Genomic DNA, 14,918 nt, shown 5'->3' with positions numbered 1-14,918 from the left:
ATGCGTTTTCCTAATCTGCTGAGTCCTGCCTGAATTTACTGGGGCAACCCACGGCGGTATTAGAAAACAATGCCGTACCCTAAGGTTTTGCTTACTAGCCGAATTCTTGGAATGCCCATATTCTTCTTTCACGACCACCGGGACGGGCACCGCCCACCCGCACCAGAAGGAGAAGATCATGGCAACTCTCACCGCTGTTTCCACCTGCACCGCCGCCGGCTGCGCCTTCAACGACAACGGCTGCACCGCCCCCGCCATCACGGTGGGCGGCCAGGGCGCCGCTGCGTCCTGCACCACGTTCATCTCCCTGGACGCCCGCGGCGGGCTCCCCACGGCCAACGGCCAGGTGGGTGCGTGCCAGCGCCTCGAGTGCACGCACAACAAGGACCTGATGTGCACGGCATCCTCCATCGAGGTCACCGCGGACGCGGACTGCAGCAGCTACGAGGCTGCGTAAGCCCCCCTCTGCGGCGGCCCATCGGCCACCGCAGCGATTCCCGGGCCGTTCCAGCGGGCACCGCGGCCCACCCACCGGAGCACGTGCACCGCGTCCGGCCCGAACCCTCACCCATGACGAAGACCGCGAGTCACCCGACTCGCGGTCTTCGTCATTCGCTGCGGGGCCGGCACCCGCTGGCGGCTCAGGCCGCGACACGCGCCCCCAGCAGCTCGCGCAGATTGTCGGTGAGATCCGCCGCTCCGGTGCACTCCGAGACGAACGGGACGAAGTAGACGCTCGTGAGCCGCGCCCCGTGGCGAAGGATGGTGACCCCCGTGAGGTCCACGTCCACCACGAAGTCGCGCTCGACCGTGTGCGCGCACCCACCCTCGGACGGCTTGCGGGTGAGCAGGTGGGACGGCACCCAGCCCTGCTCCGCGGCGTCGCACACGCTGGCCAGGTCCAGCCGGTCCACGTCCACCACCACGTCGAAACCCGCGGCCTCGATCTCCTGCGCGGTCCCGGCGCACCCGCTGCCGTGGTGCTCCAGCAGGGCGCCGTACCCGATGGGCGTCACGCCCGAGCCGTCGTGCAGCAGCACCCGCTCCACGTCCAGGACGGCGAGCATCCCGCGCGGTGCCGCGGCCACGGCGGCCACCAGCTCCGGCACCTCGCCGGTGCCCACCAGGAGCTCGGCGTCCAGGGGGTCCAGCCACTCCAGGCGGGCCAGCATGTGGGCGGTGGCGGCGACGATCCGGACCCCCGGCTCGGGAGCCACCTTGGTGATGTCCATCCGCACGTCCAGGGACTCCCCCGTGACCAGCAGCTCCGGCTCCACCGATGCGGGGTCCACGGTGGCGGCCAGCACCAGCTCCCCGCTGGCCGTGAGGCCGTGCGCCACGGAGGTCAGCACCGGCTGACCGGGCATCCGGTATGCCACCACAGTGGCCTGCCCGGCACCGGACAGCATCCGGTGGGCCAGGGACACCGCGCGGTCCGCCACGCAGGCCATCCCGTGGTGCCGCCCGCTGGTGCTTCGATCCACGACCGTCCCCGCTCACTCGACTTCAGAACTTAGGGAAGCCTAACCTCTTGAGGAGCCGAAACGGAAGCCGAAACAGCAATTTCGTCAGATGTGCATGACCTAAATGCTGTCGTGTCCGTGTGCGACCCCTCAGGGGTGGTCCCCGTCACCCGCGTTCGCGATAGCATCGCCGGATGGCCGATCTCTCCCGCCCCCGTTCATCGCCGCGGCTCGCCCTGCGGACCGGCGTTGCGGTCCTCTGCGCGGGGGCGCTCCTGCTGACGGGGTGCTCCGCGCCCCGGACGACCCCGGACCCCGGGCAGAGCGGCGGCCCCGCGGCGTCGTCGACCCCCGAGGAGACCACGTCACGGGCCACCGGACCCGGCAAGGGACCCGAGTGCCCGGAGGACACCTGCATGAGCCTGGCGGTCTCCGGTGACCTGCTGCTCCACGAGGGGCTGTGGAGCCGGTTCGCCGTGGACCCCGCCACGCACGGCGGCGCGAACTTCGACTTCGCTCCCCTGTTCGCGCAGCAGAAGCCCTACCTGGACGAGGCGGACGTGGCCGTGTGCCAGGCCGAGACCCCCGTGGCAGAAGCCGGCGGGCCGTACTCGGCCTACCCGGAGTTCAACGTGCCCCCGGAGATCCTGCGGGCCGCGAAGGACGCGGGATACGACGCCTGCACCTCTGCGAGCAACCACGCGGTGGACCAGGGGGTGGCGGGAGTGGAGCGCACCGTCTCCGCGCTGGATGCCGCCGGGCTGCAGCACACCGGGACCTACGCGAACGAGCAGGACGCCGGGCAGCCCATGATCGTGGACACCCCCACCGGGCGGATGGCGATCGTCACGGGCACCAACAGTCTCAACGAGAAGCCCCAGGACACCCCGTGGCGGATCGACCGCCTGCGGGACGGCGCGGACCCGCGCGTGGGCGAGGACACCGCAGCCCAGGACGTGGCGCACGCCGTGGCGCAGGCGGAGAAGGCCCGCGAGCAGGGTGCGGACGTGGTGGTCGCCGCAATGCACTCCATCACGGAGTACACGGACACCGCGGACGCCTACCAGCAGCGCACCGCTCACGCCCTCGCGGAGTCCGGGGCCTTCGACGCCGTGTACGGCCACGGTTCCCACAGCGTGCAGCCCATCGAGAACTACCACGGCACGTGGATCGTCTACGGAGTGGGCAACAACGTCACCGAGTCCGCACCGCCCTCGACCGAGAGCAACAACCAGGGGATCGTGGCCCGCTTCCAGTTCGCCTGCGGAGCAGACGGGCAGTGGCGGGTGAGTGACCTGGCGTGGGCGCCGAGCTCCAACACCCGGGGCGGGGCGTACACGTGGTGCCCCGTGGCCTCGGACGCCCCCGCCGGTGTGTGCCGCTCGGACGCGGAGGACCGTGCCATCCGCGAGCGCATCGACGGGATCGTGAGCACGGACTCCGCGAAGCAGAGCGGGCTGCACGAGTGGAGACTCAGCGAGGACCGCACGGGCTGAGCCCCGGGCACCCTGGGCCCCGTCGGGCGGTGTCCGGGCCCCACCAGCACCCGCTGGTTCGCTGGCCATGCACCTTTGGGTCCGCCCCCGAGCACTGCACACCATCGGCGCGGTCCCCGCCGGTCGGCAGGGGATGCGTGGCGCTCGCGAGACCGCAACGGCCCGGCCCCCCGTTCGGGGAGCCGGGCCGTTGCCGACAGAAGCGCGAGGGCGTCAGCCCTGCACGCCCAGCTTCTCCAGGATGATCTGCCGCACGCGAGCCGCATCCGCCTGACCGCGCGTGGCCTTCATGACGGGGCCGATCAGGGCGCCCACGGCCTGCACCTTGCCGCCCTTGATCTTCTCCACGACGTCCGGCATCTGGGCCATGGCGTCGTCCACGGCCGTGGAGAGCGCGCCGTCGTCGGAGACGACCGCGAGACCGCGGGCCTCGACGATCTCCGCCGGGGTGCCCTCACCCTCGACCACGAAGCCCAGGACCTTCTTGGCGAGCTTGTCGTTGATCTTGCCCTCGGAGATCAGCCCGTCCAGCTCCACCACGTGCTCCGCGGTCACGGGCAGCTCCGCGATCTCGACCTCGCGCTGCTTGGCGAGGCGGGCGATCTCGCCCATCCACCACTTGCGCGCGGTGGCCGGCGAGGCGCCCGCGGCAATCGTGCGCTCGATCTCGTCCAGCACGCCGGCGTTCACGACGTCCCGGAACTCCTCGTCCGAGTAGCCCCAGTCCGCCTTGAGCCGCTTGCGGCGCTCGGCGGGGGGCTCGGGCAGCGTGGCCCGGATCTCCTCGATCCACTCCGCGGTGGTCACTACGGGCACGAGGTCCGGCTCGGGGAAGTAGCGGTAGTCGTCCGCGTCCGACTTGGGGCGGCCCGCCGTGGTGGAGCGGGTGTCCTCGTGCCAGAAGCGGGTCTCCTGCGTGACCTTCTCCCCGGCGGAGAGCACCGCGGCGTGGCGCTGGATCTCGTAGCGCACGGTGCGCTCGACGGCGCGCAGCGAGTTCACGTTCTTGGTCTCCGAGCGCGTGCCGAACTGCGTGGCGCCCTTGGGCATCAGGGACACGTTCGCATCGCAGCGCACGTTGCCGCGCTCCATGCGGGCGTCCGAGATGCCCAGGTTCTTCACGATCTCGCGGATGGCCGCCACGTAGGCGCGCGCCAGCTCGGGAGCCCGCTCCCCCGCCCCCACGATGGGCTTGGTGACGATCTCGATGAGCGGCACACCCGCCCGGTTGTAGTCCACCAGGGAGTACTGCGCGTTCTGGATGCGCCCGGCGTCACCGCCCATGTGGGTGAGCTTCCCGGCGTCCTCCTCCATGTGCGCGCGCTCGATCTCCACACGGAACTCGGTGCCGTCCTCCAGCTCCAGGTCCAGGTGCCCGTCGAACGCGATGGGCTCGTCGAACTGCGAGGTCTGGAAGTTCTTGGGCGTGTCCGGGTAGAAGTAGTTCTTCCGGGCGAAGTGGCACTTGTCCGCGATCGAGCAGTTCAGCGCGAGCCCCAGCTTGATTGCGGACTCCACGGCCTTGCCGTTGACCACGGGAAGCACACCGGGCAGCCCCAGGGACACCGGGGTGACGTTGGTGTTGGGCTCGTCCCCGAACACGTTGGGCGCGGCGTCGAACATCTTGGTCTTCGTGTTCAGCTCCACGTGCACCTCGAACCCCAGCACGGGGTCGAAGCGCTCGAGGGCCTCCTCGAAGGACAGCACGTCCTGGCTCATCACTTGCCTCCCTGCGCGGCGGTGGCCGCAAAGTCACGAACGGTCCCGGCCACGTCCCCGCGGTGCTGCCACAGCGGGCCGCCCCACTGCTCGGCGAGCAGCCGCTCCAGCCCGGCGCCGGCGCGGTACACGCGGGCGTCTTCCCGGGCCGGTGCCATGAACTGGATGCCCACGGGCAGCCCGTCCTCGGGTGCCAGTCCACCGGGCAGCGAGATCGCGGGGATGCCCGCCAGGTTGGTGGGGATCGTGGCGATGTCGTTGAGGTACATCTGCATGGGGTCCGCGGACTCGTCCACGCCGCCGATGTCGAACGCCGTGGTGGGCGCGGTGGGCGAGATCAGCACGTCCGCCTTGTCGAAGGCCGCGGCGAAGTCCCGCTGCACGAGCGTGCGCACCTGCTGGGCGGAGCCGTAGTAGGCGTCGTAGTACCCGGCGGACAGGGCGTAGGTGCCCAGGATGATGCGGCGCTTGACCTCGTCCCCGAAGCCCGCGGCACGCGAGGCGCCCATGACCTTCTCGATGGTCGGGGTGCCCTCGGGCGTGACGCGCAGACCGAACCGGACGCCGTCGTACTTGGCCAGGTTGGAGGAGACCTCCGAGGACATGATCAGGTAGTAGGCGCCCAGCGCGTACTGGAAGTTGGGGGTCTCCACCTCCACGATCTCCGCACCGGCCGCCCGCAGCAGCTCGAGGGACTCCTCGAAGCGCTGCTGCACACCAGCCTGGAAGCCCTTGCCCGTGAGCTGCTTGACCACGCCCACGCGCAGGCCCTTGAGCCCGCCGTCCGCGGCGCCGGCACGCGCGGCCTGCGCGTAGCCGCCCACGGGATCCGTGAGCGAGGTGGAGTCGGCGGGATCGTGGCCGCCCACGACCTCGTGGAGCAGGGCGGCGTCGAGCACGGTGCGCGAGCACGGCCCCACCTGGTCCAGGGAGGACGCCATGGCGATCACGCCGTAGCGGGAGACCGAGCCGTAGGTGGGCTTCACACCCACGGTGCCGGTCACGGCCGCGGGCTGGCGGATGGAGCCGCCCGTGTCCGTACCCAGGGCCAGCGGGGCCTGGAAGGCGGAGACGGCCGCGGCCGAGCCGCCACCGGAGCCGCCCGGGATCTTGGTGAGGTCCCACGGGTTGCGCGAGGGGCCGAACGCGGAGTGCTCCGTGGAGGAGCCCATGGCGAACTCGTCCAGGTTCGTCTTGCCGAGGATGGGCATCCGGGCCGCGCGCAGCTTGCGGGTCACGGTGCCGTCGTAGGGGCTCATGAACCCCTCGAGCATCCGGGACGCCGCCGTGGTGGGCTGGCCCTTGGTGACGATGAGGTCCTTGACCGCGACCGGCACGCCGGCCAGCTCGGGCAGCTCCTCGCCCCGGGCGCGGGCCTCGTCCACCTCGCGGGCCACGCGCAGCGCCTCCTCGGTGTTGCGGTGCAGGAAGGCGTTCAGCCCGTCCGTGCCGCGGGAGCGGTCGGAGGCGTCCAGCGCGGCGCCGTCCGTGGCCTCGATCTGGTCCAGGTGCGCCTGCACGGCGTCCACGGAGGACACCTCGCCGGCGGCGAGCCTGCCCGCCAGCTCAGCGGCGGAAAGTTCGATGATCTGCTCGCTCATGCTCACTCACCGTCCAGGATCGCGGGAACACGGAACTTGCCGTCCTGGCCGTCCGGGGCGTTCAGGAGGGCCTCCTCCTGGGTGAGCGTCTGCCCCACCACGTCCTCGCGGAAGACGTTCTGCAGCGGCAGGGGGTGGCTCGTGGCGGGGACGTCGGGTCCGGCGGCCTGGCTGACGGAGGCCACGGACGAGACGATGAGTTCGAGTTCCCCGGCCACCCGGGCCAGTTCCTCGTCCGTCATCTCGATCCGTGCGAGCTCCGCCAGGTGCGCCACCTGTTCGCGATCGATCGCAGACATGCATGCTCCTGGGATTGGCTTCAGTGGTTCCGATCCAGTCTAGCGAGCGCCTACCCTGGACTGAGCACACCCCTGTCTTCCGAAGGAGTCCTCCTCCGTGGCCCAGTCCTCCGCACACTCTTCACGACGCCGCTCCACGCCGTCCCGGGGCACGTCCCGGATGACCAGGGCTGAGGCGGCCCGCGCCCGGGCCGATCACGACAACGCCTGGCGGCAGTGGGTTTCCGACTCCGCCGTGGAGTCGGTGGACACCGCGCTGAGCCACGTGCAGGCGGTCGTGGAGGACCAGGTCTCCCAGTTCGGTGCGTTCCCGGCCTTCCTGGTCACGGGCGGCAAGGACGGCGAGTTCGAGCTCGACTCCGTGGACCCCGAGGGCCTGTCCCCCGAGGAGATCCTGGACTCCCTGCGGGCCACCGCCCGGGAGAAGGCGCCCACCATCCTGGTGGCCGCACTGGCCTACCCGGCCACCCTCCCCGACCGCTCCGGCGCCTCGGCCGTGATCGCGGAGGTCGAGCACCGCGAGCGCCTGAGCCTGGAGGTCGTGCAGGAGTACAAGGCCGTGGAGGCCAAGGGCCGCACGTTCGTGAACTTCGACGACCCCCACACGGACCGCGCCGAGCCCTGGCTGTTCGGCGTGCGCGACTGAGCGCACTCGCGCGCCGGGACACGGGACGACCCGTGCCCCGCACCGTCTGACACCACCTGTCTGACACCGCCTGGGGACGACCCCGCGACCGGGCCCACCCGCGCGGGGCCCGAGGAACGAGGTCCCTCGTGACGACCACCCTGCACCACGTCCTGACTCCTACGGCCATCGCGCGCCTGCTCTCCGGGTGGGGCGCCGTCCTCGTCCTGCAGCTCGTCGGGGACCTCCTGCTCCCGCCCGTCCCCGCCGGACAGCTGGTCACCGCTCTCGTGCTGATCGTGGGCGTGATCCTCGTGGCCGCCGGCGGCGTGGTCCACGAGGCCGAGCGCCTCGCGGACCGGCTGGGCGACCCGTTCGGCTCCCTGGTGCTCACCCTGTCGATCGTGGTGATCGAGGTGGTGCTGATCTGCGCTGTGATGCTGGGCCCCGGTGAGCACGCCACGATCGCCCGGGACTCCGTCACGGCCGTGTCCATGATCATCCTGAACCTCGTGATCGGCGTGTGCCTGCTGGTGGGAGGACTGCGGCACGGCCACCTGGAGCACCACCGCACGGGGGTCTCCGTGTACCTGTGCCTGCTCACGGTGCTGGGCACGCTCGCCTTCGCGCTGCCCGCGGCCATCGGGACGGACGGCGCCTACCGCACCTGGCAGCAGATCCCGGTGGTCGCGCTCACCGTCGGAACCTACTCGTTCTTCCTGGTCCGCCAGACCGGCGCGCAGGCGGCGGACTTCACGGAGGTGGACCCCCGTTTCCGACCGGAGCCGGCCGCGGCTGCGAAGGAGACGGAACGGGGAGGCTCCCCCACCGGTCCGCACGGCGAGGTGCCCGCGCGGCTCGCGGTCCTGGTGGCGACCGCCCTGCCGGTGGTGCTGCTCTCGCACGAGATGGCCGCCCTGCTCGACGACGGCCTGGGCCGGCTGGGTGCCCCACCCGCCCTGGCCGGGGTGCTGATCGCCGCCATCGTGTTCCTGCCCGAGTCCATCACCTCGGTGCGCGCCGCGCGGGCCGGTCAGGTGCAGCGGGTCAGCAACCTGTGCCACGGGGCGCTGGTCTCCACCCTGGGACTGACGATCCCGGCGGTGCTCGTGATCGGCCTGCTCACGGGCCAGCCCGTGGTGCTCGCCGAGAGCCCCGTGAACCTGATGCTGCTGGGACTGAGCCTGCTGCTCTCCGCCCTCACGTTCGCGGCACCCCGGGTCACCGCCGTCCACGGGGCGGCCCACCTGGTGCTGTTCTCGGCCTACGTGCTCACGCTGTTCTCCTGAGCCGGCGTCTACCGGCCACGGATCACCACGCGGGCAGCTCCGGCAGCGGTCCCTCGGAGGAGACGCCCTGCGCGTCACCGCGGGCCAGCCACATGATCATGCCCACCCGGTCGCCGGTCACGAGCTGACCGCCGTCACCGAGGATCCACTCGTCGTGCTCGGTGGTGCGCAGCGTCATGCCCGGTGCACCCTTGGCCCGCATGGCACGGACCGCGCCCTCCAGGGCGTTGAGCTGGGACTCGGGCTCCGCCTGCGCCACGGTCCACCCGGTGTTCAGGTCCTGGTGGTGCAGCACGAGCTCCGAGATCCACACCGTGGGGATCCCTTCCGCCGGAACCTTCTTGCCGTTGAGGTCCAGCTCCGCCACCTCGAGCGGGCCCTCGAGCCGCTCGCACTGCTCTGCCAAGTACTGGCTGTTCTCCACGAAAGTCCGCAGCAGCTGCTCCGGGGGCAGCTGCGCGAGCTCGTCGGTCTCACGGTTGCGCTCGTCCCGCGACGAGTAGATGGGCTTGGGCTCCCCCGAGGTGGCCCAGTCCACCAGGTTCACGAGGGCGCGGGAGTTGGACGCGAGGTGGGCGACCACGTGGGCGCGGTCCCAGTCCTCGCAGTCGGACGGACCGCGCAGCTGTTCGGGCGAGAGTGCCTCGGCGGAGGCCAGGAATGAGTCCCGCTCCCGGAGCAGGCGGTCGAGGACGGCGGTCAGACGTGTGGTGTCAGTCATGCTGGGCAGTCTAGGTGGCTCACCCGGGAGCCGCATGTGTGAGCCCGCGCGGTCCGGCCCGCGCCCCGAACGGGTGGGCCCGTCCGGGCGGGCCGGATGGCGGCACGACGCGGCCCGGTCCACCACGGGGGGCGTGGACCGGGCCGCGTGCAGCCGGTGAGGCTCAGGACACGTGCTGGGCCATCTGCTGCCGCACCTCACGGCGGATGCGCTGCGCCTCGGGTGAGGGCACCGGGACGGCCGCGAGCAGTCGCTTGGTGTACTCCTGCTCCGGGTGGCGCAGCACCGCCTCACGCGAGCCCTGCTCCACGATGTGCCCGTGCTGCATGACCACGATCCGGTTGGCCAGCCGGTCGATCACCGCGAGGTCGTGGGTCACGAACAGGCACGCGAAGCCCATCTCCGCCTGCAGCTCCTCGAAGAGGTCCAGCACCGTGGCCTGCACGGACACGTCCAGCGCAGAGGTGGGCTCGTCCGCCACGAGCAGCTTGGGCTTCAGGGACAGCGCCCGGGCGATGCCCACACGTTGCTTCTGACCGCCCGAGAGTTCGTGGGGGTAGCGGTTGCGGTAGTTGCGCGGCAGGCGCACCTGGTCCAGCAGCTGCTCGATCCTCGTCTGCAGCTGCGCGCCCTTGGCCACGCCGGCCAGGTACATGGGCTCACCGATCGACTCGCCGATGGGCAGACGCGGATTCAGGGACGAGGACGGGTCCTGGAACACCATGCCCACGTCCTTGCGCACCTTGTTGAGCGTGGAACGCGAGGCACCGGCCAGCTCCACCCCGTCCACGATCAGGGAGCCCTCGACCACGGGCAGCAGCCCGACGGCCGCGCGTCCGATGGTGGTCTTGCCGGAACCGGACTCGCCCACCAGGCCCACCGTCTCGCCCGAGGCCACCGTGATGCTCACGCCCTCCACCGCGCGGAAGGCGGGGTTGCGGCCCTGCTTGGGGTACTCGATGGCCACGTCCTTGAGCTGCAGCACCGGGGCCACCACACGCTGCGCGAGGGTGTCCATGGACGCTTCCTCCGCGGTGCTGCGGTCCACGATCGTGGGGGACGCGATGGACTGTTCGAGCACCGCCGCCAGGTCCACGGACTCGTCCGACTCGCCGCCCTCGCCCAGGTGGGGCACCGATTTGAGCAGGGAGATCGTGTAGGGGTGCTGGGGTGAGGCGAAGATCTGCTCCGCCGAGCCCTGCTCCACGATCACGCCCTTCTGCATCACGGCGATCTTGTCCGCGAGGTCCGCCACCACGCCCATGTCGTGGGTGATGAGGATGACCGCGGAGTCCAGCTGGTCCTTGAGGTTGCGGATCAGGTCCAGGATCTCGGCCTGCACGGTCACGTCCAGAGCCGTGGTGGGCTCGTCCGCGATCAGCAGCTTGGGGTCGCAGGACAGCGACTGCGCAATCATCGCGCGCTGGCGCTGACCCCCTGAGAGCTGGTGCGGGTAGGAGCGGAAGGCCTTCTGCGGATCCGGCAGCTCCACCATGGTCAGCATCTGCATCGCATGCTCGGTGGCCTCCGCCGGCGAGAGGTCCCGGTGCAGCCGGATGGTCTCCACGATCTGCTGGCCCACCGTGTACACGGGGTTCAGTGCCGTCATGGGCTCTTGGAAGATCACGGCGATCTCCTCGCCGCGCACGCGCCGCAGCCCGCTGCCGCGCAGCCCGATCAGCTCCGTGTCCCCGAGCTTGGCGGAGCCGCTCACGCGGGCGTTGGAGGGCAGCAGCCCGAGCATGGACATCGAGCTCGCGGACTTTCCGGAGCCGGACTCGCCCACGATCGCGAGCACCTCGCCCGCGGCCACGTCGTACGTGAGGTCGATCGCGGCCGGAACCCACTCGCGGTCCACGCCGAAGTCCACGGACAGCCCGCGGACGCTCAGCACGGGCTCACCGCGCGCCACGGTCGTCCTGGCCTTGCCCCGCCGTGTCCCGGGCTCGCTGCGCTGGGCACGCCGGCCACGCTTCTTCTCGGCACCCGCCGCAGTGGCTCCGGCCACGGCGGCGCCCTCCCCCGTGGCGGGGGCGGCATCCGGGGACGCCACACGGCCGTCTCCGGCCTGCGCGCCGTTCCAGGGTGCGTTGTGCTCAGCGGCAGTGGGATCACCGGACGCGGTCTCGGCGGCTCCGGCCGACGACGCCGCCGGGCCGGACTGCGCGCCCGCGGCCCGGGCGTCGTCGTGCCCCGCCGCCGACGGGTTCTCGGCAGGGCCGTTCGGCTCGGGAGTGCCCTCGGGGATGCCGTCGGGCTGGTGCGAGGTGCTCATCGTGTGTGCTCCATCGTGTCGAGAACTGGGCGCGCGGCCGTGGCTCGTGCGCATTGCCTAGCATGGTGGTCATGCCTGAAACCGAGGGACCCGCCCGTGACCACGAGACCTTCCGCGCGACGTCGACGCCGTGGCTGACGGGATTCCTGGTGGTCCTGGGAGCTCTGGTGCTCGTGGGCGGATGGGGTTACACCGCGGCCCAGCACGCAGGGGCGGTGTGCGGTGGTCTCGCGCTGGTGGCGCTCGCCTACACCCTGTACTGGCGCCCGCGTCTGGAGGTGCTCGAGAACGGTGTGCGTCTGGTCAACCCGGTGCGCACCGTGAGCATCCCGTGGGCGCGCATCGTGGACGTGCGCACCCGTTTCGCGGTGACCGTGGTGACGGACCAGGGCCCGTACTCCAGCTTCGCGCTGCCCTCCGCTGGTGCGGGGGCCGCGTTCCGTTCCGACGCCGGCGCCGTGAACCGCAACCACCCCATTGCCCGCCCCGAGGGAGCCGTGCGCGTGGGAGACCTCACGTCCACCGCGTCCGGCGCCGCGGCCCACCGTGTGCGCGTCCAGTGGCAGCGCCGGGTGGAATCCGGTGAGCTGGACGTCTTCGCACGGGAGGGCGAGCACCACCCCGTGACCACCCGCGTGGTGGCCGGCCCGCTCGCGGCGGTCGTGGTGCTGACCGCCGCGAGCGTGGTCCTGTACTCGGTGTGAGCTCAGGCGGGTCACTGCGCCGCCTGCGGTGAGGCGGCAGGAGCGGCCACGCGACCGGCACCCGCCTCGCGGGCCCGCTTCGGGTTGAACTTGCGCTGGCGTGGATCGAAGGCGTCCCGCAGACCGTCACCGATGAAGTTGATGGTCAGCGCGATGGCCACGATGAACACACCCGGCCACCAGAACAGCCACGGCCGGGTGGCGAAAGCCGTCTGGTTCTCGTTGATCAGCCGGCCCAGGGACCAGTCCGGGGCCTGGATGCCCAGGCCCAGGTAGGACAGCGAGGTCTCCAGCAGGATCGCCGAGGACATCAGCAGTGTGATGTTCACGGTGATCACGCCCACGGTGTTGGGCAGGATGTGCTTGAAGATGATCCGGCCGCTGGAGGCGCCCGCGAGGCGGGCGGCGTCCACGAACTCGCGTTCGCGCAGGGACAGGAACTCGCCGCGCACCAGACGGGCGAGGCCGGGCCACGCCGCCAGGCCGATCAGCAGACCCAGTGCGATGACCGTGGCGAAGGACGGCAGCCCGTGGGCGCGGACCCAGGAGATCGCCATGCGTCCCAGCAGCGCGGCCATGATGACCAGCGGGATGATGATGATCACGTCGGTCAGGCGCATCAGCACGGCCTCGACCCAGCCGCGGAAGTACCCGGCCAGGCCGCCGATCACGGTGCCCACGATGCCGGTGATGAGGCCCACCACGAGCATCACGATGAGCGAGTACTGGGTGCCCTGCATGACCATGGCGAAGAGGTCGCGCCCCAGGTTGTCCTGGCCGAACGGGTGGTCCCCCATGCTCGGGGGAAGCAGGGTCAGCGTGGGCACGCCGCCGTCCACCACGGGACCCGTGGTGTCCGGGTCCCACTTCCACCAGCCCGGGATGGGACCGATGCCGATGGACGTGACGGACAGCAGCACGATGAACAGCAGGACGACCAGTGAGACCACTGCGCCGGTGTTGCCGAAGAAACGTCCGCGCACCAGCTGTCCCTGGCTCTTGCCGCGCACGTCCTGGGGCTTCTGACCCGCCTCGGGATGCTGCTCCACGGTCTGCGGGATGTCGATGGGTTGGGGCTGGCTCATGATTTCACCCTCACGCGCGGGTCGAGTACGGAGTACACCAGGTCTGCAATCAGGTTGAAGATCATGGCGACGATGCCGGTGACGAGGAAGACGCCCATCACCGGGTTGGGATCCACGTTGCGCACCGCCTGGACGAACAGCTGGCCCATGCCGGTGAACGCGAACACGGTTTCCGTGATGATCGCGCCGCCGATCAGACCGCCGATGTCGAAGGCCACCAGGGTGGCCAGCGGGATCAGCGCGTTGCGGAAGGCGTGGCGCATGACCACGGTGCGCTCGGACAGGCCCTTGGCACGTGCCGTGCGGATGTAGTCCTGGCCCATGATCTCGAGCATCGAGGCCCGGGAGTAACGGGAGTAGGAGGCGAGCGCCAGCAGCGTCAGACAGATGGTGGGCAGCAGCAGGTGGGTGAACCGGTCCAGTCCGGTGGTCCAGAAGTCACCGGTGAAGCCCGGGGTGGCCGAGTTGGCCGTGGCGATCGGGCGGCCGCGGATGTGGCTCGAGTTCACGTAGTCCGGCCAGGACTGCATGAACCGGTCCAGGATGATCAGCAGCGCCACGAAGAAGCCGGTGACACCGGCCACCCGTGCGCCCTGGCCACGGTCGTAGCCGCCGGCCAGGAAGCCGGCTCCCACGCCCACGCCGATCATCACCACGGTGAGGAGCAGCACGGTCAGCAGACCGCCGTCCGCGAACAGGTACTGCACCGGGAAGTAGAGGATCAGGCCCACCACCACGGTGCCCAGTGCCGCGTAGAGGGCGCGCTTGTTGCGCAGCCCCGAGATCAGCACGGTGGAGATCACCGCCACCAGGATGCCCGTGAGGGCGATCAGCGGGATGCCCAGGAACGGGTGGTTGAGCCAGTTGGTGGCCAGCACGAAGTAGATGATCCCGAAGGTCACCGCGAAGCCGAGCAGGCCCATGAGCAGGCGGGTGCGCATCTGCCCGAACGAGACCAGGAACCAGATGACTCCCGCCACGAGCGATATCAGTGCGATCGCGCCCATGGACAGCACGGGGTCCTGCAGGAAGTCGTTGAACTGGATGGCCACGATCTCCTTGAGCAGCACCGCGAGCCAGAAGCTCGGCAGGGAGAAGCACAGGAAGGTGAAGAACGTGATGCCGTAGTCCAGACCGGAGTACTGGCGCAGGGCGGAGACGATGCCCAGGGTGATGCCCACCACGATGGCCAGGATGGTGCCCACCGTGACCAGCATGATGGTCTGGGTCATGGCGAAGGCCAGCAGGTCCGTGACCTCCTGGCCGTCACGGCTCACGCCCAGGGAGCAGGTGTCCGCGAAGGGCACCAGACACCCGGCGGCGCCGCCGAGCCAGGTGAAGTAGCGCAGCACGGGTGGGGTGTCCAGGTGCAGGGCCTCCACGCGCGCCGGGATCAGCTGCTGGGCGTTGGGGTTGCCGTATAGGTCCCACAGGGGATCTCCGGACGCCGCCGTCATGAGATACACGATGAACGATGCACCCAGCAGGATGAGGACGGCGGTGACGAGCCGTCTGAGAATGTAAGAAATCATGTCGCAGCCTCTGTACGAGTGGTGGTCACGACACTGCGCGGGCGCAGCAGATCCGCGCCCGCGCAGTGCTCATGAGGGGAGTGCCTCGGTCAACAGGAGCTCGGCAGTC

13 protein-coding genes are annotated in these 14,918 nt (G+C 70.5%); 5 read left to right on the top strand and 8 right to left on the bottom strand.

Going from position 1 to position 14,918, the window contains the following annotated elements; genetic code table 11:
• Positions 1-178 precede the first annotated feature (178 nt).
• The gene (locus QL985_RS02235) at positions 179-457 is read left to right on the top strand and encodes a DUF1540 domain-containing protein (RefSeq protein WP_039101730.1); all 279 of its coding nucleotides are present in this window, start codon (positions 179-181) and stop codon (positions 455-457) included.
• Positions 458-641: 184 nt separating this feature from the next.
• On the opposite strand, the gene QL985_RS02230 is transcribed toward QL985_RS02235, so the two are convergent.
• Complete coding sequence (locus QL985_RS02230; RefSeq protein WP_223246050.1) at positions 642-1,484, bottom strand: hypothetical protein; 843 nt, start codon at positions 1,482-1,484, stop codon at positions 642-644.
• A gap of 173 nt (positions 1,485-1,657) precedes the next feature.
• Here QL985_RS02230 and QL985_RS02225 point away from each other — a divergent pair, with 173 nt between their 5' ends.
• Positions 1,658-2,959 carry a CapA family protein gene (locus QL985_RS02225; protein WP_102613189.1) on the top strand — a complete coding sequence of 434 codons (1,302 nt, stop codon included), beginning with the start codon at positions 1,658-1,660 and terminating at the stop codon, positions 2,957-2,959.
• A 213-nt stretch (positions 2,960-3,172) separates the two neighbouring features.
• Here the strand turns inward: QL985_RS02225 and gatB are convergent, their stop codons facing one another.
• Genes gatB through gatC form a run of 3 tightly spaced genes read right to left on the bottom strand, consistent with a single transcriptional unit; the run spans position 3,173 to position 6,578 of the window.
• Positions 3,173-4,678: an Asp-tRNA(Asn)/Glu-tRNA(Gln) amidotransferase subunit GatB gene (gene gatB / locus QL985_RS02220; RefSeq protein WP_102613190.1), complete on the bottom strand. Its 1,506-nt coding sequence runs from the start codon at positions 4,676-4,678 to the stop codon at positions 3,173-3,175.
• Complete coding sequence (gene gatA, locus QL985_RS02215) at positions 4,678-6,279, bottom strand: Asp-tRNA(Asn)/Glu-tRNA(Gln) amidotransferase subunit GatA (RefSeq protein ID WP_237573739.1); 1,602 nt, start codon at positions 6,277-6,279, stop codon at positions 4,678-4,680. The genes gatB and gatA overlap by 1 nt, the downstream gene beginning before the upstream one ends.
• Before the next feature lie 2 nt (positions 6,280-6,281).
• Positions 6,282-6,578, bottom strand: coding sequence for an Asp-tRNA(Asn)/Glu-tRNA(Gln) amidotransferase subunit GatC (gatC, locus tag QL985_RS02210; protein ID WP_019309493.1), 297 nt, complete (start codon positions 6,576-6,578; stop codon positions 6,282-6,284).
• Positions 6,579-6,675: 97 nt separating this feature from the next.
• Between gatC and QL985_RS02205 the strand changes: the two genes are divergently transcribed.
• Together QL985_RS02205 and QL985_RS02200 are read left to right on the top strand one after the other, a co-directional pair.
• Positions 6,676-7,224, top strand: a complete 549-nt coding sequence (locus QL985_RS02205) for a hypothetical protein (protein WP_237573738.1) — start codon at positions 6,676-6,678, stop codon at positions 7,222-7,224.
• A gap of 128 nt (positions 7,225-7,352) precedes the next feature.
• Entirely contained in the window at positions 7,353-8,492 is a 1,140-nt protein-coding gene (locus QL985_RS02200; RefSeq protein ID WP_039101725.1) for a calcium:proton antiporter, read from the top strand.
• Positions 8,493-8,514: 22 nt separating this feature from the next.
• Here QL985_RS02200 and QL985_RS02195 read toward each other — a convergent pair whose 3' ends face one another.
• Both QL985_RS02195 and QL985_RS02190 read right to left on the bottom strand, forming a co-directional pair.
• Positions 8,515-9,213, bottom strand: coding sequence for a maleylpyruvate isomerase family mycothiol-dependent enzyme (locus QL985_RS02195; protein WP_290147523.1), 699 nt, complete (start codon positions 9,211-9,213; stop codon positions 8,515-8,517).
• A gap of 163 nt (positions 9,214-9,376) precedes the next feature.
• Positions 9,377-11,488, bottom strand: coding sequence for an ABC transporter ATP-binding protein (locus QL985_RS02190; protein ID WP_290147522.1), 2,112 nt, complete (start codon positions 11,486-11,488; stop codon positions 9,377-9,379).
• 71 nt (positions 11,489-11,559) lie between these two features.
• Here QL985_RS02190 and QL985_RS02185 point away from each other — a divergent pair, with 71 nt between their 5' ends.
• A complete protein-coding gene (locus QL985_RS02185) occupies positions 11,560-12,192 on the top strand; it encodes a PH domain-containing protein (RefSeq protein WP_290147520.1) in 633 nt (210 codons plus the stop codon).
• 11 nt (positions 12,193-12,203) lie between these two features.
• Here QL985_RS02185 and QL985_RS02180 read toward each other — a convergent pair whose 3' ends face one another.
• The gene (locus QL985_RS02180) at positions 12,204-13,277 is read right to left on the bottom strand and encodes an ABC transporter permease (RefSeq protein ID WP_290147518.1); all 1,074 of its coding nucleotides are present in this window, start codon (positions 13,275-13,277) and stop codon (positions 12,204-12,206) included.
• The gene (locus QL985_RS02175) at positions 13,274-14,809 is read right to left on the bottom strand and encodes an ABC transporter permease (protein ID WP_290147516.1); all 1,536 of its coding nucleotides are present in this window, start codon (positions 14,807-14,809) and stop codon (positions 13,274-13,276) included. The genes QL985_RS02180 and QL985_RS02175 overlap by 4 nt, the downstream gene beginning before the upstream one ends.
• Positions 14,810-14,918 lie beyond the last annotated feature (109 nt).

The sequence above is a fragment of the Kocuria sp. APC 4018 genome (genome assembly GCF_030407675.1).
Classification (GTDB): Bacteria; Actinomycetota; Actinomycetes; order Actinomycetales; family Micrococcaceae; genus Kocuria; species Kocuria rhizophila.
This window is presented reverse-complemented; position numbering and strand designations above follow the sequence as displayed.

Coding starts and splice junctions, on each gene's coding strand:
- gatB (WP_102613190.1), bottom strand. CDS start 4,678: ATGAGCCAGGACGTGCTGTCCTTCGAGGAGGCCCTCGAGCGCTTCGAC.
- gatA (WP_237573739.1), bottom strand. CDS start 6,279: ATGAGCGAGCAGATCATCGAACTTTCCGCCGCTGAGCTGGCGGGCAGG.
- QL985_RS02180 (WP_290147518.1), bottom strand. CDS start 13,277: ATGAGCCAGCCCCAACCCATCGACATCCCGCAGACCGTGGAGCAGCAT.
- QL985_RS02195 (WP_290147523.1), bottom strand. CDS start 9,213: ATGACTGACACCACACGTCTGACCGCCGTCCTCGACCGCCTGCTCCGG.
- QL985_RS02175 (WP_290147516.1), bottom strand. CDS start 14,809: ATGATTTCTTACATTCTCAGACGGCTCGTCACCGCCGTCCTCATCCTG.
- QL985_RS02235 (WP_039101730.1), top strand. CDS start 179: ATGGCAACTCTCACCGCTGTTTCCACCTGCACCGCCGCCGGCTGCGCC.
- QL985_RS02225 (WP_102613189.1), top strand. CDS start 1,658: ATGGCCGATCTCTCCCGCCCCCGTTCATCGCCGCGGCTCGCCCTGCGG.
- gatC (WP_019309493.1), bottom strand. CDS start 6,578: ATGTCTGCGATCGATCGCGAACAGGTGGCGCACCTGGCGGAGCTCGCA.
- QL985_RS02185 (WP_290147520.1), top strand. CDS start 11,560: ATGCCTGAAACCGAGGGACCCGCCCGTGACCACGAGACCTTCCGCGCG.
- QL985_RS02190 (WP_290147522.1), bottom strand. CDS start 11,488: ATGAGCACCTCGCACCAGCCCGACGGCATCCCCGAGGGCACTCCCGAG.